The sequence below is a fragment of the Neptunomonas sp. ABH4_499 genome (assembly GCF_056160565.1).
Window position 1 is genome coordinate 319,757 of record NZ_JBSWXK010000001.1, and the last position, 22,132, is coordinate 341,888.

The 22,132-nt window shown below is 50.6% G+C and carries 13 protein-coding genes; 5 read left to right on the forward strand and 8 right to left on the reverse strand.

The features are described 5' to 3' along the window. The first annotated feature begins 37 nt into the window (after nt 1-37). From ACXAF9_RS01485 to ACXAF9_RS01495, 3 genes are read left to right on the forward strand one after another with little or no spacing between them, the layout of a single operon-like run. On the forward strand, nt 38-7,447 hold the full coding sequence (locus tag ACXAF9_RS01485; RefSeq protein ID WP_475069461.1) for a type I polyketide synthase: 7,410 nt from the start codon (nt 38-40) through the stop codon (nt 7,445-7,447). Next, nucleotides 7,444-8,769 (forward strand): aminotransferase class I/II-fold pyridoxal phosphate-dependent enzyme, encoded by a 1,326-nt coding sequence (locus ACXAF9_RS01490; protein ID WP_475069462.1) that lies wholly within the window; start codon nt 7,444-7,446, stop codon nt 8,767-8,769. The genes ACXAF9_RS01485 and ACXAF9_RS01490 overlap by 4 nt, the downstream gene beginning before the upstream one ends. Before the next feature lie 9 nt (nt 8,770-8,778). Further along, nucleotides 8,779-10,110, forward strand: a complete 1,332-nt coding sequence (locus tag ACXAF9_RS01495; protein WP_475069463.1) for a capsule biosynthesis protein — start codon at nt 8,779-8,781, stop codon at nt 10,108-10,110. On the opposite strand, the gene ACXAF9_RS01500 is transcribed toward ACXAF9_RS01495, so the two are convergent. The 6 genes from ACXAF9_RS01500 to ACXAF9_RS01525 all read right to left on the reverse strand — a co-directional run bounded on the left by ACXAF9_RS01500 (nt 10,016) and on the right by ACXAF9_RS01525 (nt 16,956). After that, nucleotides 10,016-11,557, reverse strand: a complete 1,542-nt coding sequence (locus tag ACXAF9_RS01500) for an LTA synthase family protein (protein ID WP_475069464.1) — start codon at nt 11,555-11,557, stop codon at nt 10,016-10,018. The two genes, ACXAF9_RS01495 and ACXAF9_RS01500, sit on opposite strands and share 95 nt — an antisense overlap. 3 nt (nt 11,558-11,560) lie before the next feature. Further along, nucleotides 11,561-12,319 carry an SDR family NAD(P)-dependent oxidoreductase gene (locus ACXAF9_RS01505; protein WP_475069465.1) on the reverse strand — a complete coding sequence of 253 codons (759 nt, stop codon included), beginning with the start codon at nt 12,317-12,319 and terminating at the stop codon, nt 11,561-11,563. Nucleotides 12,320-12,328: 9 nt separating this feature from the next. Beyond that, on the reverse strand, nt 12,329-13,423 hold the full coding sequence (locus ACXAF9_RS01510; protein WP_475069466.1) for a capsular polysaccharide export protein, LipB/KpsS family: 1,095 nt from the start codon (nt 13,421-13,423) through the stop codon (nt 12,329-12,331). Between the two features lie 436 nt (nt 13,424-13,859). After that, complete coding sequence (locus tag ACXAF9_RS01515) at nt 13,860-14,312, reverse strand: tlde1 domain-containing protein (protein WP_475069467.1); 453 nt, start codon at nt 14,310-14,312, stop codon at nt 13,860-13,862. A 36-nt stretch (nt 14,313-14,348) separates the two neighbouring features. Then, entirely contained in the window at nt 14,349-15,140 is a 792-nt protein-coding gene (cysQ, locus tag ACXAF9_RS01520; RefSeq protein ID WP_475069468.1) for a 3'(2'),5'-bisphosphate nucleotidase CysQ, read from the reverse strand. Nucleotides 15,141-15,189: 49 nt separating this feature from the next. Further along, a complete protein-coding gene (locus ACXAF9_RS01525) occupies nt 15,190-16,956 on the reverse strand; it encodes an SLC13 family permease (protein ID WP_475069469.1) in 1,767 nt (588 codons plus the stop codon). A 787-nt stretch (nt 16,957-17,743) separates the two neighbouring features. Here ACXAF9_RS01525 and cysD point away from each other — a divergent pair. Both cysD and cysN read left to right on the forward strand, forming a co-directional pair. Continuing rightward, nucleotides 17,744-18,949: a sulfate adenylyltransferase subunit CysD gene (cysD, locus tag ACXAF9_RS01530; RefSeq protein WP_475069547.1), complete on the forward strand. Its 1,206-nt coding sequence runs from the start codon at nt 17,744-17,746 to the stop codon at nt 18,947-18,949. Then, entirely contained in the window at nt 18,949-20,850 is a 1,902-nt protein-coding gene (cysN, locus tag ACXAF9_RS01535) for a sulfate adenylyltransferase subunit CysN (RefSeq protein WP_475069470.1), read from the forward strand. The genes cysD and cysN overlap by 1 nt, the downstream gene beginning before the upstream one ends. A gap of 54 nt (nt 20,851-20,904) precedes the next feature. On the opposite strand, the gene ACXAF9_RS01540 is transcribed toward cysN, so the two are convergent. Beyond that, nucleotides 20,905-21,285: a hypothetical protein gene (locus tag ACXAF9_RS01540; protein WP_475069471.1), complete on the reverse strand. Its 381-nt coding sequence runs from the start codon at nt 21,283-21,285 to the stop codon at nt 20,905-20,907. Continuing rightward, a complete protein-coding gene (locus ACXAF9_RS01545) occupies nt 21,282-22,076 on the reverse strand; it encodes a hypothetical protein (protein WP_475069472.1) in 795 nt (264 codons plus the stop codon). Before ACXAF9_RS01545 ends, ACXAF9_RS01540 begins: the two co-directional genes overlap by 4 nt. Nucleotides 22,077-22,132 lie beyond the last annotated feature (56 nt).

A 22,132-nucleotide genomic window follows, 5' to 3' on the forward strand; every position in this document is an offset into this window, starting at 1 on the left:
CGATTACCGATCTATCGGAGCTAGAGTTTTTTAAGTTATGGACAAACGTGTTGCTATAATCGGCACCTCTTTTCGTTTCCCCGGTACAACACCTCGCGATTTCTGGAATGACCTTCTTGCCAATAAAGATCTGGTTAGCCATGTAGAAGAGGGTCGTTGGTCATTTGACGCTTATACCCATCCCGATAAAAAGCACCCTGCTACCAGCTACACCTTTAAGGCAGGCTCCATCGGGGATGTGTCCGGTTTTGACGCCGCCTTTTTTGGTATTTCGCCGCGCGAAGCTTCCTTAATGGACCCTCAGCAACGTTTATTGCTGGAGATGTCGTGGGAAGCGATCGAACACGCCGGTGTCGCTCCGAGCCGCCTTAAAGGCAGTCAATGCGGAGTCTACATCGGCATCGCGAGCGCCGATTACGCCTATCGTTTCACCGAAGATCTGTCCATCGTTGACTCATCCGTTGCGACTGGCAACACCGCCAGTATAGCGGCCAACCGTATCTCCTACCTGTTTGACCTGCACGGTCCAAGCATTGCGATGGATACGGCCTGTTCATCCTCGTTGGTGGCGTTTCACCAGGCGTGCCAAGCGATTCGCTCTGGCGAGACTGAACAAGCACTCGCAGGCGGTGTCAGCTTACATTTACACCCATACGGCTTTATCGCTTTTTCCAAAGCTACGATGCTGTCTCCTAAAGGACGCTGCCAAGTCTTTGATGCCGATGGCGATGGCTACGTGCGCTCTGAAGGCGGCGGTATTTTCTATTTGAAAGACCTTGATGCCGCCGTACGTGATGGCGATCGTATTTTGGCGGTTGTGGCAGGCTCTGGCGTTAACACAGACGGGTACAAATCCGGTCTGACCGTGCCTAACCCCAACGCACAGATGGAGCTGATGAGCGCCACCTATGCCAAAGCGGGCCTTACGGCCGACGATCTAGATTATCTTGAAGCGCACGGCACCGGTACCTCCGTCGGTGACCCTATTGAAACACGCGCCATTGGCCTTGCATTGGGGCAGAAGCGTCAGTCACCACTGCCCATCGGATCGATCAAAAGTAACGTCGGTCACCTAGAAGCAGCTTCCGGTGTTGCCGGCCTTGCTAAAGCCTTGTCCGCCATTCGCTATCGCGAAGTACCGGCGACCATCAGCATGAAAACGCCGAATCCGAACATTCAGTTTTCGGATTGGAACATCGAAGTGGTCAGCAAGAACCGTCCCCTGCCAAAAGATAAGCCCCTCACGGTTGGCTTAAACTCCTTTGGTTTTGGTGGCGCGAATGCGCACGTCATCCTGCAATCGCCACCGAGCGATACCTTAACTCAAAGCCAACTGGCGGACTCCGTTGCATCTGATGAGCCACTGCCGTTGGTTGTGTCAGCGCGAGATACACACGCACTGCAGGAAACCCTTGCTCAACTGATTGAGCTGTTAGGGGATGATTCGATCGCTCTTTATGATCTTGCGTATAACTTACTGGAACGTCGTGAGCGTCACAGCCAAGCATTGGTTCTGTGGGTAAAAACCAAGGAAGAGGCACTGGCACTGATCGAAGCGAAGCTCGATCAAGAGATCACCCCACTCTACTTGGATAAGCCAAGCTCCGATGTCGCCTTTGTGTATTCCGGCAACGGTTGCCAATGGGAAACCATGGGTAAAACCTTGCTTGAAACCTCTTCAAGCTTCCGACAAGCCGTTACCGAAGTGGATCGCTACTTCACGCCGTTGGCTGGGTTCTCCTTAGTGGATGAGCTACAAGGCTTAAACGGCAAAGATCGCTTCGCTCAGACGGAGATTGCTCAACCTGCTCTGTTTGCTTTGCAGGTGGGTATCACCGCCCTATTAAAAGAGCACCACGTGACACCGGTAGCCGTCACTGGCCACAGTGTCGGTGAAGTAGCCTCAGCTTGGGCAAGTGGCGCGCTAACATTGGAAGAAGCGGTCAGCGTTATCTATCACCGCAGCCAATCTCAAGGCGAAACAGCCGGCAACGGCGAGATGACCGCCGTTGGCCTTGGCGAATCCGACATGCTGGCCATCAAAGAGTCTTTGGGCTGCGATCAGGTTGAACTTGCCGGCGTCAACAGCGTGAAAGGCACAACCTTGGCCGGTAACCCTGACCAGCTAAGCCTGATTGAAGCACGCCTAGCGGAAGACGGTACCTTCCATCGACGCTTAAGCCTGAATTATGCCTTCCATAGTTCAGCGATGGACCCGATCGAGTCGGGCATCAAGCAGAGCTTATCGACTCTTGCCCCCAAAGCGACGACTATCCCGTTTTACTCCACGGTTGCAGGCGGCATCACTGAAGGCACGCAACTTGGCGCCAACTACTGGTGGGATAACATTCGCCAGCCGGTTCAGTTCCAATCGGCGATTGATGCCTTAATTCAGCAAGGCATCACCCATTTTGTCGAGATTGGCGCTCACCCGGTCCTGAAAAGCTACCTGAACGATCAGTTAAAAGCGGCGAATCTAGAAGGCACCGTTCTGTCAACCATGACGCGACGCGACGCGACGCTCAATGCCATCGAAGCAAGCGCCTCTACGGCCCTGCTCTCCCTACCTACAAAACCTGACACACTGCTGCCCGTTACTGGCCGTTTTGTTGAGCTGCCTGATTACCCTTGGCAACGTGAATCTCTGTGGCACCCGACCACGGCCGAATCGTTAGGCATGCTCGAGCGAACGCTGACGCACCCGTTGCTCGGCTTCCCAGTGAAACAGATTGATAACACATGGGAAAACACGCTCGATACGCATCAGGTGCCTTGGTTAGCCGACCACAAAGTGGGCGAAAACGTGGTATTCCCAGGAACCGGCTATATAGAGATTTTGCGTGCCGCGGCCTCTGAATATTCCGATGCAGGTATCCTTGAGCTTGAAGAGCTTGAGATTAAACAACCGATCCTTCTGGATGAGGACAGCTGCAAAAAACTGCGCGTTCAATACACCCCAGAAACGGGCAAAGTAACCCTACAAAGTCGCGAGCTCGTTACTGGCGAGCAGTGGACACCTAACGCCAATGCCCGTGCCCTTAAAATGGCCACAGGCTTGTACTTGTCAGCCCAAGCACCGGTTATTCCTGAGCGCGCGCCTGATTTTGATCAAGCAAAACACCTTGAGTACACCGCCAAAGCAGGTTTGGACTACGGCCGCGCCTTCCAAACCTTAGATGCAGGCTGGGCCGATGAGCACACCGTGGTTGCTCGCATGGCACCGGACTACGATACCCAAGGTCTTGGAGTGCATCCGGCACAGCTTGATTGCACGTTCCAGCTGATCATCCATTTCATGTTGGATCGGTTAAATGCCGAACAAGGCATCGCCTATGTACCAACGCGTATTGGTCGCTTATTCATGCAGCAAGGCGCACTGAAGCCTTCTGTGGTTCGAGCCAAACTGATCAAGCGTGCGCCTCACTCGATTACCGCTGAGTTCGATTGGTTCTCAGCCGATGGCGAGCACATCTTATCGGTGAAAGAAGCTCGATTCCGTGCGGTACGGGTCAAAAAGAACGCCCAGCAACACGTTGATTTCTTGGATTATCAGCTAACACCGATCAGCCCAGTGGCGACGGCCACCGATTCTGCTTGGGCCACACTCCTCGGCAAGGACCTAAAAGGCGACCTTAACCAACGCTCGCGTGTCTTAACCGAAGAGTTTGACCCGTTGTGCGATGCTTTGATTACCGCCTACCTTCGCGAAACGCTGGGGCAACATGCAGAAGACGGTGTGATCGATGCGCAGCGGATTGATCAATGGAAGCAACAGCAAGACGAAGGCGCTCGCTTCATCGAAGCCTTGCTTCGCTTTGCAGAAGCCCGCGGTGTTGTTGAGTCCGAAGGACAGCAATACCGAGTCTATCAAGAAGAAGATGCCATCCCCGCTGATGACATCTGGCAAATGATGGCACGCGACTACCCGGACTACTTTGCGATGACCCATTTGGTGGGGCGCTTTGGTTTACACCTAAACGCCCTACTGTCCGGTGATCGCAGCGCATTCGAGGTTGAGATCGATAGCTTGTATCCACAGTTGCTTGCCCACCGCAGCAACAGCGCCCTGCGTGCCCATTTGGGTCAGCAGGTTGCCCGCTTTTTAGAAGAGCAAGCTACGCCTACCGCGCGCCGACGCGTACTCGAAGTGGGTGTTTTTGAGCCTGCGATTCTGCCGGTGTTAGCTGCAAAATTTGATTTTGCTCAACAAGATTTGGCCTTCGCAAGCTTAGATGGCGATGCTCTACTGCGTGCTGAACACCTCCAGGAAAGTTATCCTTTGATGAATGTGTTCTCACTGCTGGATGACAACGAGCAAGCTCGCACCTTCGATACAGTGATCATCCACATTGATGGCGTGGCTCTGGACAGCATGGGTCAATTGTTAAGGCACCTCAGTGTCTTCACGGCCGAAGGAGCGAATGTACTCTTTATTGCACCGCAATACACCGATTGGTTAGAGGCGGTTCTATCGGTTGATCCAAAATGGACCGTGGATGCCGACACGCACACAACGCAACAGATTACGCCAAAAGCCTGGATAACCCTGCTGGAACAAAGCGGCTTTAGCCAAGTGCATTTAGCCCATACCGCCGTTGATCACAGCCAGTTCTGGTTAACCGCAAGTGCCACAGGTTCTGCCTCGGCTGAGACGGCACCGGAGGGTAGTTGGCTGCTGCTTGGCCCAAGCTCTGACCTAGCTAAATCTATTCTGGCATCCGCGGGTGCACAGCTGCAAATTCAGCACATTGAATCGGATTATGCGTCGTTGGCCGACCACAGTGCAGAGAGCTGGATTGATACGGTTTCAAACGCGCATGCGGATCGCATCATTTTGCTACCAGAGGCCGCCTCCTCTTCATTTGATGAGGGCGTGTTCCAGCAGCTGTCGAACCGATGCAAAGCGGTCAATCATCTTTATAAAGCGCTAGAAGGTGCTGGCCTTGAGCAAACAGTTGTCGTTGTGACCGAAGGTGTCGCAGGGATCTACCAAGGTGGCTCGAGCACGCTTTCTCACGATTCGGCGGTGTGGGGCTTTACCCGTACCCTGATGAACGAAACCGTTAAAGCGGCATTCCGCTTAGTGGACGTGGCCTCTGGCCACACCTCAGAAGCGACTGTCGAGACCTTACTAAACGTCTGCGGTTCAACCACCAATGAGGCAGAAGTCTTCATCAACGCCGATGGCTTATGCTTTGCACCACGCCTTCGTGTGACCGATGAATCTGCATGGGCTGAGATTAACGACACCACTGATCAGGCTGAAAACGTTTTCCTTGGCTTTGATATGCCAGGTCAGCTTAAAAACCTGAAATGGTTTGCGCAGAACGATACGCCACTTGAAGCCGGACAGCTTCGCGTTGACGTCAAAGCCACCGGCCTTAACTTCCGTGATGTGATGTATACACTTGGCCTTTTGTCGGATGAAGCGATCGAAAACGGCTTTGCTGGCCCAACGCTTGGCTTAGAGTTTTCGGGTGTCGTGACAGAGGTTGCCGAAGGTGTCGAGGGGTATGCGATTGGCGATGCCGTCGTCGGTTTTGGCCCTGCAAGTTTCTCGCGCCGTGTTATTACAACGCCAAATGCGATCTCCCACATTCCAGAGGGGATCTCTTTCGAGGCCGCTTCAACCATCCCGAGTACTTTCTTTACGGTCTATTACGCCCTTCACTATTTAGGGCGCTTAGAGCCTGGCGAGAAGATCCTAATCCACGGCGCAGCTGGGGGTGTGGGTATTGCGGCGATCCAAGTAGCTCGTTGGATTGGTGCCGAGATCTACGCAACGGCGGGGTCTGACAGCAAGCGTGACTTCTTGAAGATGATGGGTGTGGATCACATCTACGATTCTCGCTCACTGACCTACGCCGAAGAGATCCTGTTTGAAACCGACGGTCGGGGCGTCGATGTCGTCTTAAACTCACTCGCCGGTGAAGCGATCAACCAAAACTTGCGGGTATTAAAACCGTTTGGCCGCTTCTTGGAGCTTGGCAAACGCGACTTTTACGAGAACACCCACATTGGCCTTCGCCCGTTCCGCAACAACATCAGTTACTTTGGTATTGATGCGGACCAGTTGATGCAGGAAAAACCGGTACTGACCCATCGCCTCTTTACTGAAATGATGGGGCTGTTTGCAGACGGTACACTGTACCCGCTGCCGTACACGCGCTTTGATGCGACACACATCGTAGATGCGTTCCGTTATATGCAGCAGGCGAAGCAGATCGGTAAAATTGTGGTCGGTTACGACCAACCGCTCGAAGCCAGCAGCAAGTCGAAAAAAGTAGACGAGCAAGCTCTTACCCTTAACCCGGATGCGACCTACCTAGTGACCGGTGGTCTGGGCGGATTTGGCCTTAAAACCGCACAATGGCTGGTTGAAAAAGGCGCGCGTCACTTAGCCTTGCTGAGCCGCCGTGGCGCAAGCTCTGAAGAAGCCACCGAGGCGTTAGCGCACTTTAAATCAAGCGGTATCAACGCTCAGGCGTTTGCCTGTGATGTCACTGATAAAGCCGCCCTTTCAGGTACACTGGCGACCATCAATGACACCATGCCTACCTTGAAAGGCGTGGTACATGCAGCGGCACTGATCGAAGACAGCTTAGCGCTAAACCTTGAAGATGATCAGCTAGAGCGCGTGCTTCGCACCAAAATCATGAGCGCACAATGGCTGGATGAACTGACCGAGAACTTGGATCTGTTCGTGCTGTACTCCTCCGCTACGACATTGCTGGGTAACCCCGGCCAAACCTGTTACGTTGCGGCAAACCATTGGCTCGAAGCGCTGGCAGCCAACCGTCAAGCACGAGGCGAGGCAGCCACCAGTCCACGCTGGGGTGCCATTGACGATGTAGGTTTCTTGGCACGCAACGAGAAAATCAAAGATGCGTTGCAAAGTCGAATCGGCGGCCAAGCCCTGCCATCCAAGAAAGCGTTGGACGCCCTTGAGAAGATGATCGTACACGGCATCGTTCAACAAGGGGTTCTGGAGTTTGACTGGGGGCCATTAAGCCGCTTCCTGCCAAGCGCGGATCAAGCGAAGTTCTTGGAAGTGGCACGCACCGCTCAGGACAGCGACCAAGGTGAAGACAATCGTCTTGATCTGGATACGCTGCTCGCGATGTCCGAATCGGAACTGATTGAAACTGTTCTTGATGTTTTGCGGTCTGAGTTGGCTCAGATCCTGATGACGTCCGAAGAAAAGCTCGACATTAATCGCTCTATGTACGATATGGGTCTAGACTCATTGATGGGCGTGGAATTGATGTCGGCCATCGAATCCCGTTTAGGCGTCACTGTATCGGTGATGGCTTTAAGCGAAACGCCAACGCTTGCGAAACTCAGCGAGCGCCTTGCCGCACAGATTCGAGGGGATGAATCCGCTCAGGAAGATATGGCCTCACACGTGGCCAAGCAACACGCCGGTAAAGGAGATTCGGCTGAATGACATCGCAAAAGTTGTCTCAGAACATCAAAGATAAACTGATCCAAAAAACGCTTCAGCAACGCCTGAAGCGTGCGGAAAATGCCGGTGGTGGCATCTCATCAATCTTAAAATCCACCAGCAGTAAATACGAAAAAGCGACCCGTTTTGATCAACTGCCGGGGTTCCAGCAGATGCAGATCATCAAAAACGGCGCAGCAAGCCTAGGCATCGACAGCCCTTTTTTTCGAACTCACGAAGGGGTTGCAGGCGCAACGTCGATGATCAATGGCAAAGAGGTCATTAACTTTGCCAGTTATAACTACCTAGGGTTGTCTGGCCATCCGAAGGTGAACCAAGCGGCTAAAGATGCGATAGACCATTACGGTACCTCCGTGTCGGCCAGCCGCATTGTGTCCGGCGAGCGCCCGATTCACCAGCAGCTTGAGCAAAAAATCGCTGATATGTACGAAGTGGAAGATGCCATTACGTTTGTCAGCGGTCACGCCACCAATGTCTCGACCATTGGCTACCTGTTTGGCCCAAAAGACCTTATTGTTCACGATGAGTACATCCACAACAGTTCCATCGTGGGTGCGCAACTCTCTGGCTCCAAGCGGCTTTCCTTTCCGCACAATGACCTAGACGCCCTTGAAAAACTGTTAAGCGATAATCGCCATCAGTTTGAGCGCGTGCTTATTGTCGTTGAAGGCCTGTACAGCATGGACGGCGACTACCCAGACCTTAAGCGCTTAGTTGAGATTAAAAAAGAGCATTACTGCTTTTTGATGGTCGATGAAGCCCACTCCTTTGGCGTACTGGGCGAGCACGGACTCGGCCTGCGTGAAGAGTTTGGCGTTCCCGGTAAAGATGTGGATATCTGGATGGGTACGCTCAGTAAAACCATGTCTGGCTGTGGTGGTTACATTGCAGGCGAGTCCGCACTGATTGAGCATTTACGCTACCTTGCACCCGGTTTCCTTTACAGTGTTGGCATGCCCGCTCCGATTGCGGGTGCTGCCATCGCCTCGTTGGAAGTCATGCAAGAGGAGCCTGAGCGTATTCAACAACTGAAGGCGATCTCAAATTACTTTTTAGAGAATGCAAAGTCACTTGGCTTTAACGTGGGTGAATGCCAAGGGATTGCGGTTATCCCGATCATTATTGGTAGCTCCGTTACGGCGGCAAAAGCATCGGCGGCCTTGTTTGAAAAAGGGATTAACGTCCAGCCTATTTTGTACCCTGCCGTACCAGAGCAGAGCGCTCGCTTGCGCTTCTTCCTCTCGTGTGAACACACCGAAAGCCAGATTCGAGAGACACTGGTTTTATTAAAAACCTTGCTCTGAGATGCGTGAGTGAACAATCGTCATTTTCTTTTTTTGCAGGGGCCAACGAGCCCCTTCTTTTCTAAGCTCGGTGATCGATTACTGAGCGAAGGCGCGGGCGTATCGAAGATCAACTTCAACATGGGCGATCGCGTTTATTGGCGCAACAAACCCGCCGATGCGTTTCGCCAGCACGTTGAGCAACTCCCGGCTTTTTTAGAAAAAACCATCGAGCAAAAAGGGATTACCGACATCATCATGTTGGGCGACACACGCCCGGTGAATGCGGCCGCTTTGCGTTTTCAGGCCTCGCATAATGTTCGCTGCCAAGTCTTTGAAGAGGGTTATTTTCGCCCACGCTGGTTAACACTCGAAGAAGGCGGCATTAACGGCTTTTCCAAACTGCCTAAATGCCCAGAGTGGTACAAAAGCGTTGCTGACACGCTGGACCCACTGACCGAAAACGACACCATCGCTAACCCGATTTTGTTATTGGGCTACCACGAGATTGGCTATCACGCGCCCAATCTTTTAAACCCACTGTTTTATCCAGGTTACAGCACACATCGCCCTTACATCTCTGGAGTGGAGCTGGCCGGCTGGGGCTCACGTTTTTCGAAGATGCCCTTTTATGAGCGCAAGGACAAGGTGACCATTGATGAGCTACTCGCCTCCAAACAGCCTTATTACATCCTGCCGCTTCAGTTAGACAGCGACAGTCAGATTCAAACGCACTCGCCGTTTAACTCAATGGCCGAAGTGATTCAAACCACGATGGCCTCATTTGCGGCACACGCCCCAAAAGATACGCTATTGGTGATCAAGAACCACCCGCTGGATACCGGGTTTGTCTCTTTTAAAAAGATCATCCATAAACTGGAGCGCTCGCTCGGCTTAGTTGGACGCACCCTGTATTTAGAGAGCGGGCATCTGCCTACTTTGTTGGATCACACCCAAGGGGTGATCACCATCAACAGCACGGTGGGGACTTCGGCCCTGTTTCATAAATGCCGATTGATCACCCTATCCGACCCGATCTACAACCTTCATGGTTTAACGGCTCAGTGCTCGTTGGATGAGTTTTGGACGGACACGGCAAAGCCTAACATGGCGCTCTTTAAAGCGTTTCAACGAACGGTGATCCACACCACCCAGATCTATGGCGGCTTTTACAGCAAGAAAGGGATTAACGCCGGGGTCGATTCGGCCACCGAGCGCTTTTGCCTGCCCGAATCGCCGCTTGAGCAACTGCTTAAGGTGTTTCCACCTAAGACGCCGCGTGATAGCGCTCCGACACCAGCGTCAGAATCTGAGGCGCAAGCTCCGACACATCCGAAGGTACGTTCGCCTCTGGCCGTTTAATCTCGTACTGATCGCTCCAGAGGAAATAACGCGTTTCGCCGCTGGGTGCGCCCAGCGTGCGATAGACATCCGCCATAATAGGAACATGATCGCCATACCATGCCAACACTCCACCGCGGTCGGAGTGCGACAGAGATGCGGTTAGCATTTCGATCATGCGATCCGCATTTTGTAAGTGCTTAGCATATACCGTCAGGTCATCACACTCGGCAGGTTGTGTATCTACATACAAGGCGTTTTGATCTTCAACCTCTGGCTTTTCAAGATGCAGTGGCCCGTGGTTTTCCATCGTGATCACAAACACAAACACCGGCGCATCCGATGGCTCCAACAAGGTCAGCACCTTTTCTGTAAGCGGTACATCCCCAGTGTATTGCCCGACCTTGTCGGCCTCGGTAAACGCGGTGATGTCGATAAACTCATCAAAACCCATCTTAGGGTAAAGCTGGTCGCGCAGGTAAAACGAGGCCGGATAAGGGTGTACGCACACGGTACGATAGCCCAACGCTTTTAACGCATGTGCCAGCGTGGTTTTGGGGGACTTCATCAAATGCCGGTATGGGCTGAATTGATGCACGCCAAATTGTTTGGCAGCATGACCTGTTAAAAAGGCCGATTCGGTTCTGATGGTATTCGCCCCCCACGCAGGCACGGTGAGCGCGCCGTACCCATAAGCTTCATGGCAGGTCTGATCAAAATGACTCAAGATGGATGGGTCGAGTAGGTTTGGATAATCCGCACGTGGGTCAAAAAAGGATTCGCTTTGCACGACAACCAGGTTCGGTAAGTGTTGCGAATGAACGGGGCTTTCGATGGAATGGTCCCACTCGGCACGCTCGGTCGTGGTTTTGGTACGGATATGCAAAAGCCCGTAATGCCAAAGAAAACCCGCAAACCCCAAACGCTGGTAATCGGTTTCAGGGTTGAGGCTCAAGCCCTTCACTTGATAGCGCATCCCCACTCGGATGCTGATCGCCGCCGCGACAAACAAAGCAACAATCGTAAAATAGGTATCGGTCAGGGTGACACCCGGCTGATCATAAAGCGGCGTCTCCCAATAGATGCCCAACCCCAATACCGCGATAAAGCCGATGGTGGCCGCTATGGCTTTACCAACCCCGAAAAACGGCAAATACAAACGTGGGTGTTTGATCGCATCGGTAAAGTACTCAAAATCGTGAACCAAGAACGGCTCCCTCATGGAGTGGTACTTGGCATTATTGACCACAATTACCAAGGCATGCAGTGCCAAAACATTGCCTACCGCAAACCAAGGACGGCGAAACAAGATCATCTCAAAGGTGAGCAGCGCAAAAAAACCACCGATATGAAACGCATAAGAGGCCTTAGGTAGCGAGAAAAACGAGCGCTGCTTCGGGGTCAGTAATAAACACAGGGCAAAACTGGCTAATAGGCCCAGCAAGGCCGGCAGTATCATCTGGGACATCGCTTAACCACCATACCCTAGCCACTTTAAGATTTTTTGCGACACACCCGGTGGCAAGGCCGCTAAGCCCCAACAGCCGATGTTTAGCGGGAATGGAAAACTGATCCTCGGGTGGTTTTTCGCCACGCGGCGAGTAATCACTTTGGCGGCGCGCTCCGGCGTCCATAAAAACGGCTTGGGCCCAGGCATCGCATGGCACATCGGCGAGGCCACGTAGCCTGGCATCACAACGGTGACTCCCACGTTAAAGGGGGCAAGCCAACCGCGAATCCCTTCGGCGTACGCTTTAACAGCCGCTTTACTGGCGCTGTAGCTTGGGGTGTCCGGCAAACCAAAAAACGCCGCCAGCGAGCTGATCAACACCAACTGCCCGCGCCTTTGTTGCTTCATCGAGAGCGCAAATACATGAGTGAGGGCCAGCGTCGATTTTACGTTCAAATCGAGCAAGCGGTTCATCTCCTCCCAGGATTCGCCTTCTTGCTGCTCGCCGGTGTTGATGTTCATTCCGGCATTGGCATAGACGATCTCGGGTTGATGTCGCGATAAAATGGAATGTGCCCACTCACGAGTGGATTCTGGGTCCGATAAGCTGAGCGTGTGCGCTTCGGCTTCGCCTCCCAGCGCTTGGCACTCCTTAACCAAGGCATCGAGCACCGCTTGCTGGCGACCCTGCAAAATAAGACAGTAGCCTTGGCGGGCATATTGTTTTGCTAACGCTGAACCAATGGCGCCGGTGGCACCGGTAATAACGATGCTGGGCATCCTGATTCCTTAAATTCCGAGTCGTGTCCCAACCCATGAAAGGGTTGTTAATACACGGCATTTGACCCCAACCCACCAAGAACGTTTCTGGCGGGATAAGTACTTCACCAAGACCTCTGGTTCACATGCCCGCTCATGTCTGGGGTCGTAATAGTGACTGTATTCCACCAATAACTGATACACCAACGCCTGGAGCGTTAAGGTTCTGGTGCGCCGTTCAAAGATGACATCGTCTTCGGTTAGCCCCCAACCCGCGTAAAACGGCGAGCCAAACGTAGTCACCTGCTTACCGCGCAGTAAGGCTTCAAAACCACTTAAAGATGACACGGTGACCAGTCGATCACACCAATGGATCGCCTCTAGAATATCCACCTCGGCACTGACGGCATCGACCTTGGACGCAATCTCTTGGTGGGTGACTGCACCTTTACGAAGCCCTTTAACCACATCTGGATGGGGTTTGAAAACAATGCAGGCCTCTGGATAACGCGCCCTAGCCGCGCTAATCAGATCCAGATTGATGTTCTCACTGTTCGCACAATCCAAGGTGCTAGATAGACTGTTGCGGATCGACGCATCGTCGGCCACTTGCCCGATCACTAAGATCTTCTCTTGATCGGATGTCGGCAGATTGGCCTTCTTACCTTGGATGTTGTACTTGGTGATGTTGAGCGAGACGATTTTATCAATCAGCTTTTGAGCGCGCTCCGCTTGAGCCGACGTGATCTCACGGTCATTGAGCATCGACTCCAGTGCGCTTTCTTGCTTTGCGTTGTAATAGATCCCCTTTCGATCCATCACATAGGAAGCGCCGCCGGTTAACCCCGCACCCAACCCCACAGAGCGAATAAAGCCGTCTTCTAGACGATAAAAAGGCACGTGCTGGCGAATGCGTGCTTCTTGGTCGGCCGTTACGCGTGATGACCAACCAATGAAGGGCGCGTGATTGAGTTGCGCCAACGACAATGCCCGCGAAAAATCATTCACAAACAAAGGGGCATAACCAAAGGCTTTTTCGACAATCACAGAAACCGCTTTACGGTTCCAGAAACGGACACTGTAAACAATGGGTGGGGACGATAGCGACGCTAAGCGCTCAGACATGATCCAAAAACACAGATAGACAAAAGGCGAACATAACATTCGCCTTATAAATCAACAAGGTCTATCTTTCATTTGTTCTCTTTGAAGAGTTTTCTTAAGGAGTATCCCACTAAGAAAGGAATTAGAAATAAGCATACACTAATAGAGATATGACCGATTGATAACTCGCACATCTTACCGAGTTCAAAGGGTGGCCCTAATGCGAACGTACAAACTCCATAGATATAGAAAAAATACAACCCAGCTAAAACGAATAACTCAGGTAGACTAACGGAGAACCGATAACTAACAAAAAGAGCCAGCAAACCATTCACTGCTAACATCGTATTCGATATCTGAAATTCACGTCCAATGTGACTGAGTAACAAAAATACCAGCAATAAATATAATGGTCGTATATTCAAAAGAAAAAACTGTAAAGGCTTAAAAAGCACAATCACCCAGCAACCACCTTAAGATTTATTGGAAGTTTGCTCATACTGATAGCGAGAACCAACTTATCAGTTGAGTCATCACCGAACAACCCGCCTCCAACATCAATACAACCCGCACTACCTTTTAGCCGTCCTCCGTGGAGAAAGAAATTGTCTCGACCGTACGACTCGGTTGTACTTTTGGGGTGGATACGAATCCTAAAATCTCCCCAGTCACCTGGGGAGTCCGGTCGAAAGCTTCGAAACATATCACCAATTGGCGTGGGATCACTTAACTCCTGAGGAAGAAGGTAATAATCCCCAACAGGAATGGGGCCTTGCCAGCCTTTTTCCATGCACTCGACAGTTGCTTGATTCATACAATCATTCTTTCCGCTAGTTGCATGCATGACTGCTGAATAACTTTTCGTTGAAACTATAAGCTTCTGCTTATTTATATTAAATAAAAGTTGCACATTTCATCCTTGAATTAAATATCCATATTTTTTTAATTACTTAGCCCAAAACTCGCTTGGTTCTTTACACACGATAAAGTATGGGTTCAACAGGGTGTCTGGGCGGCTGTTGTAGATCAAAGGCTTGAGGCTTTCGACTTCCAGAACCTGACCACCCGCGGCCAAAACAACGGCGTGTGCTGCCGCGGTATCCCATTCGCTGGTTGGGCCAAGGCGTGGGTACAAATCGGCAGCGCCTTCGGCGACCAAACACAGTTTTAGAGAGCTGCCCATCGCCACGATGTCGGCCTCCGGCAGCGCTTCCATGAAGGCTTTAAAATCGTCGGATTGGTGCGAGCGGCTGCCTACAACACGCCAGCCGGTTTTCACACTTGGATTATCGCCACATTGGATCGCTTTCGCAGGCGCATCGCCCTCTTGTTTGAAAGCGCCTTGGCCTAACTCACCCCAGTAAAGGATATCCATTGCAGGTGCATACACTACACCCCACACAGGCTGACCATCTTTAATCAGAGCCACATTGATGGTGAACTCGCCGTTTTTCTTGATGAACTCTTTGGTGCCGTCGAGTGGGTCGATCAACCAGTACTCGCTCCAGCTAAGACGTTCCTCTTTTTCGGCATCGGTCGACTCTTCGGACAGAACCGGAATCGCCGGTGCAATCGCTTTTAGGCCATCGACCAGAATGTGGTGCGATGCCAAATCGGCTTCTGTTAACGGGCTGCTGTCGGATTTGTCATAGACGGCAAAGTCCTTTTTGTAGATGTCCATCACAGCGTCGCCAGCTTGCTTGGCCAGCGCCAGAAGTTTATCGGTATCAAATTGCATCGGAGATATCCTTCTCGTTTGTCACTAAAAAGTCAGCCATTAAGATCGATCAAAACGGCCAAATAAAGGGAATCAATAAAATCGAGGTCAGCGCCGCTACGATGCTCATCGGTATACCGATGCGTGCAAAGTCCGACGTCTGATAACCGCCAGGCCCCATCACCATCAAGTTGGTTTGGTAGCCAAGCGGCGTAATAAAGCTGGCCGAAGCCGCAAACATCACCGCAATTACATAAGGTAATGGGCTTACCCCCAACTGCTCTGCGATGGAAACAGCAATGGGGAACATTAAAATTGCCGCAGCATTGTTAGTGATGATCTCGGTAAAGGTCGTGGTCAGTAGATACACCAAGGCCAACATCACCCACGGGGACATATCCTCACTGATCATTAGCCATCCGGCAATTTCGGCCGCCATGCCGGTTTTGGTCATCGCCTCCCCAAGCGAGAAGGACGCTGCAATCACGGTAATCACGGTAAGGTCTATGTTACGACGCGCTTTGGTAATCGAGATACACCGCGTGATGATCATAGCACCGGCCGCCAAAAACGCCGCCTCAAGGATACTCAGTAACCCTGTTGCACTGATCACCACCATACCCAGCAGAATGTACAAAGCCAGCGGGGCTTTTTTAAAGGCTGGCGGGGTCGAGTCGTTCATGGCGCTAACCAGCAAGAAGTCTCGACGCGAGCGATACTGGCCGACAAAGTCTTGGCCGGTTTCTAATAGCAAGGTATCACCGACCTGCAAACGGATATCACCGATCTTACCTTTGATACGCTCACCATTGCGCGATACCGACAAAATCGCCGCCTGAAAACGCGTTCTAAAGCGTGAGTCTTTGATGGTTTGATCCAGACCGACGAACTCAGGGCCGATCACCGCCTCGACTAGGCAGCGCTCGTGGCTGGCGACTTTTAATTTATCCACATCCCCATTGGCTGGGCTTAAACCATGAATGTTACGCAGCTCACGGGCGCATTCGGGCGCACCGATAAACACCAACTCATCATTTGCCAATAACAATGTATCTGGCGACACAGCGGATAATATTCGAGTATCGCGGTGAATCTCTACCAGATAACCATGGGTCAAATTACGAAGGCCGGCTTCCTCAATACTTTTACCCACCAAAGGTCCATTGATATCAACGGTGACATCCACACTGTATTCACGGGCGTTACCCAATTGATCAATGTTACTGGCACGGTTTGGGAGCAATTTATCAGCAAAAAGGTACATAAAAAGCCCGCCGACAAACAGTAAAGGCAAACCCAACCAGGCTAGAGAGAACATGCTCAAATGCATGCCAAGGGTCGATTGCATTAAGCCATCGACCACTAAGTTGGTGCTGGTACCGATTAAGGTACAGGTACCGCCTAAAATAGCGGCATAACTCAATGGGATCAAAAGCTTAGAGGCAGGGATGTTTACGCGTTTAGACCAATCTTGGATGGAAGGTATGAACATCGCTACCACCGCGGTGTTGTTCATAAACGCACTCATCACCGAGGTTGGGATAACGACTTTGATTAAGCCCTTACGGATGGATTGAGGCTGGCCCAACAGACGACTGGCAATCCACTGAATGGCACCGGTTTCTTTTAGACCGGCTGCCACAATGTACAAGGTCGCTATCGTCATAACGCCAGGGTTAGAGAACCCCGCTAACCCTTCCATGGGGGTTAAAATGCCCAAAATCACAAGAGCCGCAAGCGCGGACATTAAGATGACATCGGTGGCCAATTTACTGAAGACGAGCGCGATAAGAACGCCTAAAACAATCGCAAGTGTTAAATAAGCTTCGTATTCCATGAGCTTAGGAGCTTCCCATAAAAGGCCAAATGCCGTGTAAAAATAACGCGTTAACTGGCTGACCGCAAACGTCTCGAGACTAACAACACAAAGCAAAACAGATCGAGACAAAAAATGTTTAATAAAGCGTATTGAGATACTAACGACAATTGCGTAGTATCTCAACCAATGTCGCTTTGGCGATCACTTTTTAACCAAACCGTTAAGGCTTTGTGTCTGGATCATCATGGAAGGATCAAACCTCTCGCAAGAAAAGCTCGACCAACTGCGCAAACGCGCGGTCATGATGCGTATTCAAAAGAAAAGCCTAAATGAGATTCAAGACAGCACCGGTTTAAGCCACCCTACGATCATCGCCGCGTACAAAAAGTTTCTGGAAGGCGGCTGGTTAGCGTTAAAAACCCAACCGCGGGGACGCCCTTCGGGCAGCAAACGCATCACAAAAGATGACCTGTCCGAGCACTTATTGGCGTTACTGGATCAGCCCGCCCCTATCGACCAACACGTCTGGACGGCGGACCTCATTAAGGATGCTTTAAGCGATACCTTAGCTGCGCGCCAACAAAAAGCACCGTCGCTTAAAACCGTCCAACGCTACTTAAAAAGCGCCGGTTTTTTTCCGGCCGAAAGTACCCTGACGCTGGATCGAGAGTTGTTTAAGCGCTGGCAAAGCGACCAAGCCGAGGCGATCGACACTCGCTTTTGTAAGGCGAAGCTCCTGACCATCGGGCTTCGTAACCTGCGCCCGCTTCGCTCACTCGATGACAACCTCGCGCTGCCAAACGCCATGGGTTATCAGGTGTATGCCAAAGACGCCAAGCGAAAGCTCTACTGGTGGCATCAAGACCAGAACTTTGATGAGCAGGGCTTGATCGACTTTTTAGCCGCACTGTTTCACGACAAAGAGCCTGCGGTGATTACCCTGAAAGTGCCGGATTTATCCAAACACACACGACTGAACGCCTGGTTGTCGCAACAGCCACATCTGTTGTGTGTGCCGTTTCACGAACTTAAAGCCTTATTGGATGCGGATGCAGCCAAGCCTTGGCTGACAACTCATTCTCAATCTCAACAGACAATCCCGGGGAAGGATATGCCTTTAACACATTTGCAACGCCTGGAAGCGGAGAGCATCCAGATCATGCGGGAAGTGGTTGCCGAGACAGAAAACCCTGTCATGCTCTACTCCATCGGTAAAGACAGTGCAGTCATGCTGCACATAGCGATGAAAGCGTTTTACCCATCGCTACCGCCATTCCCATTACTGCACGTTGATACGCGCTGGAAATTCCGTGAAATGTACGAGTTTCGTGATCAGATCACGAAGGACTTGGGTTTAGACCTGCTCGTGCACGTGAACCCAGAAGGTGTTGAGAAAGACATCAACCCGTTCACCCACGGTTCTGCCATCCACACCGACATCATGAAAACCGAAGGCTTGAAGCAAGCGCTGGATAAGTACGGTTTTGATGCCGCCTTTGGTGGTGCGCGTCGTGACGAGGAAAAATCCCGTGCGAAAGAGCGTATCTTCTCGTTCCGTAGCGCTGATCACCGCTGGGATCCGAAAAACCAACGCCCAGAGCTTTGGAAGCAGTACAACGCCCGTAAGCACAAAGGCGAATCCATCCGTGTATTCCCGATCTCAAACTGGACTGAGCTGGATATCTGGCAATACATCCACCTAGAGAAGATCCCGTTGGTGCCTTTGTACTACTCAGCAGAGCGCCCAGTCGTTGAGCGTGATGGCACCTTGATCATGGTGGATGATGACCGCATGCCACTGCGCGAAGGCGAAGTGCCAATGATGAAGAAAGTACGCTTCCGTACCTTGGGTTGCTACCCACTGACCGGTGCAGTTGAATCAGAAGCGGCAACGCTCCCTGAGATCATTCAAGAGATGCTCCTGACCAACACCTCTGAGCGCCAAGGCCGTGTGATTGACCACGATTCGGCCGCATCCATGGAGAAGAAAAAGCAGGAGGGCTACTTCTAATGGCACACGTATCCGATTTGATCTCAACAGATATCAACGAATATCTGAAGAATCACGAACACAAAAGCCTGCTGCGTTTCATCACATGCGGTAGCGTTGACGACGGTAAAAGTACCCTGATCGGTCGTTTGCTGTACGAATCAAAAATGCTGTTTGAAGACCAGCTTGCTGCGGTTGAATCCGACTCTAAGAAGTTTGGTACCCAAGGCGATGAGATCGACTTTGCCCTGTTGGTGGATGGTCTTGCCGCTGAGCGCGAGCAAGGCATCACAATCGACGTAGCGTATCGCTTCTTCTCGACGGATCGTCGTAAGTTCATCGTTGCGGACACCCCAGGGCATGAGCAGTACACCCGTAACATGGTGACGGGCGCTTCCACAGCGGACGTTGCGATTCTGATGGTTGATGCGCGTAAAGGCATCCTTACGCAAACACGTCGTCACAGCTTCTTGGTTAACTTGATCGGTATCCGCCACATTGTGGTTGCGATCAACAAGATGGACTTGGTGGATTACTCTGAGAAGACCTTCAACCAAATCGTTGAAGATTACACCGAGTTTGCGAAACAACTGGGCATCCAGAACATCACCTTTATCCCGATCTCGGCGTTTAAAGGCGACAACATCATCGAGCCAAGCGAACGTACCCCTTGGTACCGCGGCACAACCTTGATGGGCTTCTTGGAAACCGTCGAGATTGACGAAGAGCGTCTGCAAAAATCAGCGTTCCGTATGCCGGTTCAGTGGGTTAACCGCCCTAACCTGGATTTCCGTGGGTTCTCTGGCCAGATCGCAGGTGGTGTGGTTAAACCGGGTGATCGTATTCGCGTATTGCCATCGGGTAAAGAAAGTACGGTTGACCGCATCGTCACGCGCGATGGAGATCTTGAACAAGCCGTTGCAGGCCAATCGATTACGATTACACTGGCAGACGAGATTGATATTTCTCGCGGTGACTTACTGGTTGAAGCAACGCAACCGGCTTCGGTTGCTAAACAGTTTGAAACGACCATCGTTTGGATGCACGACGAGCCAATGCTCCCAGGCCGTACTTACTTAATGAAAGTCGGCACTAAAACTGTTTCCGCAACCCTGACCGACATTAAGTACCAAGTGAACGTCAATACACTTGAGCACACGGCGGCTAAGAAGCTGGAACTGAACGGCATTGGTATTTGTACCATCAGCCTGGATCAGTCGATCCCGTTTGATCCGTACACAGACAACCAAGACACCGGTGGTTTTATCCTGATCGACCGTTTAAGCAACTACACCGTAGGTGCGGGTCTGATTAACTTTGCCCTGCGTCGCAGCCAAAACATCACGATGCAACACGTGGATGTAAACAAGGAAGCGCGTTCTACCCTGAAGCACCAGAAGCCATGCATCCTGTGGTTGACTGGCCTTTCGGGTGCAGGCAAATCCACCATCGCCAACTTGGTAGAGAAGAAGCTGTTCAGCATGGGCCATCACACCTACCTGATGGACGGTGACAACATCCGCCATGGCCTCAATAAAGACCTTGGCTTTACCGATGCTGACCGCGTTGAAAACATCCGCCGTATTGCGGAAGTGGCTAAATTGATCGTCGATGCGGGCTTGATCGTAATCAGCGCGTTTATCTCTCCGTTCCGCTCCGAGCGCGATATGGCACGTGAAATGGTAGAAGATGGTGAGTTCATCGAGATTCACATCAACACACCACTGAGCGTAGCTGAAGAGCGCGACGTAAAAGGCCTGTACAAGAAAGCCCGCCAAGGCGAGCTGAAAAACTTTACCGGTATCGACTCCCCTTACGAAGCACCGGAAAACCCAGAATGCCGTTTGGATACGTCTTCCGCTACCGCTGAAGAATGTGCCGACCAAGTGATTGAATACATGCGCGAGCGTGGGTATATCTAATTGGGTTAGGTAGAACTGAAAAAGCCGCTCGAATGAGCGGCTTTTTTGTGCCTTTTATTTTTCGATATTTACAGGAAGTGATTTGTAATCAACGCTCTCTATTTCATCAGAAAAAATTAAATCAATCGTTCCATCTTTAATAATAATCGCTGTTGGTAATCCAGCCCCAGGGTCATCATATACTTTTGAGACAGGTTTGATATTTGGCTTTCCACAAACGTCAAATTCAGGCTCACTGGTAAAAAGCGAATAAAAATAAACCTTATCACTAAACCCTGATACCGATAGGTATACTGAAAAACCCTGTTGAGTGGCATCAGTGCTCGTAATTTTATAATTTACATTACTTACCAAACATTCTTCGGATTTATCAGAGCAACCAATTAGAAAAACAGTGAAAAAACTAGTTAAAACAAAGATTGATATATTCTTCATTTCCAAACCTCCTGCCAACTAGATGTATGTCTAAAGGCTTTAGCAATACCTATAACGGTCATATAGTGAGATAAACCATCTGGCAATTTGATAACATACTGCTCATTAAGCGGCAAATGCGTCACATCACCTTTAGAAAAAGGCTCAAAATCATAAACACTATCGACTTTCCAAGTAGAATGATATCCATCCTTATCCTTAAAAGTCTTAACATTCAAATAAAATCTATGATCAGCATTTTTTAAACGTTTATTTACCTGCTCAGTTAGTAAAGCTCCGTAACTATATAAGTATCCTTTAGTTTCAGGATCTCTTCTACCACGAAGTAGATGCTGGGCAAATTGAGAAAGCGTAAAACGTTTATCTTTAGAGCTAATAAAGGCAATTGGTTCGCTTTTAGAATCTAAGTCTACAATATATTCTTTCATAGCTTCAATTGTAGCTTTAACAATCACTGACTCTTTATAAACCTGAGAATTTATAATAATCGCTTCACCATCCCCGTTCACATAGTGATTAGCAAGTTTAGCAGCTTCATCATAATCCTTATACTTCCCTCCCCACCATAAAGCCTCAAATAATTCTATAAGAAACTCTTTCTCATCAGATGTGAAAGACAACCCTTGCTTCCCTTTACAGGTCAAATAGTCAATTGTGTTCTGGAGTAACAAATAGCTCTTTTCAGAGTCAAAGACTGCAACTTTACCCATATGCCATAGAGGTGCAGAAGGTACTTCAATTCTTTGATCTAAACACTTATTTCCAAGATCAATCAGTTTAGCTTGCGACATAAAAAAATCCTTTTATTAAATTCCTTTTAAAAGACACAAAATTTTATTTTTAATAA

Bases quoted from the DNA above. Each gene is read 5' to 3' on its own strand.
- cysD (WP_475069547.1), top strand. From the start codon at position 17,744: ATGGGTTATCAGGTGTATGCCAAAGACGCCAAGCGAAAGCTCTACTGG.
- ACXAF9_RS01500 (WP_475069464.1), bottom strand. From the start codon at position 11,557: ATGTCCCAGATGATACTGCCGGCCTTGCTGGGCCTATTAGCCAGTTTT.
- ACXAF9_RS01485 (WP_475069461.1), top strand. From the start codon at position 38: ATGGACAAACGTGTTGCTATAATCGGCACCTCTTTTCGTTTCCCCGGT.
- ACXAF9_RS01545 (WP_475069472.1), bottom strand. From the start codon at position 22,076: ATGTCGCAAGCTAAACTGATTGATCTTGGAAATAAGTGTTTAGATCAA.
- ACXAF9_RS01505 (WP_475069465.1), bottom strand. From the start codon at position 12,319: ATGCCCAGCATCGTTATTACCGGTGCCACCGGCGCCATTGGTTCAGCG.
- ACXAF9_RS01525 (WP_475069469.1), bottom strand. From the start codon at position 16,956: ATGGAATACGAAGCTTATTTAACACTTGCGATTGTTTTAGGCGTTCTT.
- cysN (WP_475069470.1), top strand. From the start codon at position 18,949: ATGGCACACGTATCCGATTTGATCTCAACAGATATCAACGAATATCTG.
- ACXAF9_RS01490 (WP_475069462.1), top strand. From the start codon at position 7,444: ATGACATCGCAAAAGTTGTCTCAGAACATCAAAGATAAACTGATCCAA.
- ACXAF9_RS01540 (WP_475069471.1), bottom strand. From the start codon at position 21,285: ATGAAGAATATATCAATCTTTGTTTTAACTAGTTTTTTCACTGTTTTT.
- ACXAF9_RS01510 (WP_475069466.1), bottom strand. From the start codon at position 13,423: ATGTCTGAGCGCTTAGCGTCGCTATCGTCCCCACCCATTGTTTACAGT.
- cysQ (WP_475069468.1), bottom strand. From the start codon at position 15,140: ATGCAATTTGATACCGATAAACTTCTGGCGCTGGCCAAGCAAGCTGGC.